The sequence below is a fragment of the Amycolatopsis eburnea genome, assembly GCF_003937945.1.
Classification (GTDB): domain Bacteria; phylum Actinomycetota; class Actinomycetes; order Mycobacteriales; family Pseudonocardiaceae; genus Amycolatopsis; species Amycolatopsis eburnea.
In genome coordinates, this window is the sequence record NZ_RSEC01000042.1 from 1 (window position 1) to 220 (window position 220).

Genomic DNA, 220 nt, shown 5'->3' on the forward strand with positions numbered 1-220 from the left:
GTGGAGGGTGTGGGAGTGAGAATGCAGGCATGAGTAGCGAATGCAGAGTGAGAAACTCTGCCGCCGGATGACCAAGGGTTCCTGGGCCAGGCTAATCCGCCCAGGGTAAGTCGGGACCTAAGGCGAGGCCGACAGGCGTAGTCGATGGACAACGGGTTGATATTCCCGTACCCGAGCATGTGCGCCCATGACGAGGCGTTTGATACTAACCACCCAAAGC

General features: G+C 58.6%; 1 rRNA gene. It reads left to right on the forward strand.

The window, feature by feature from the left end:
* Window positions 1–220, forward strand: a 23S ribosomal RNA gene (locus EIY87_RS19825); the annotation flags it as partial.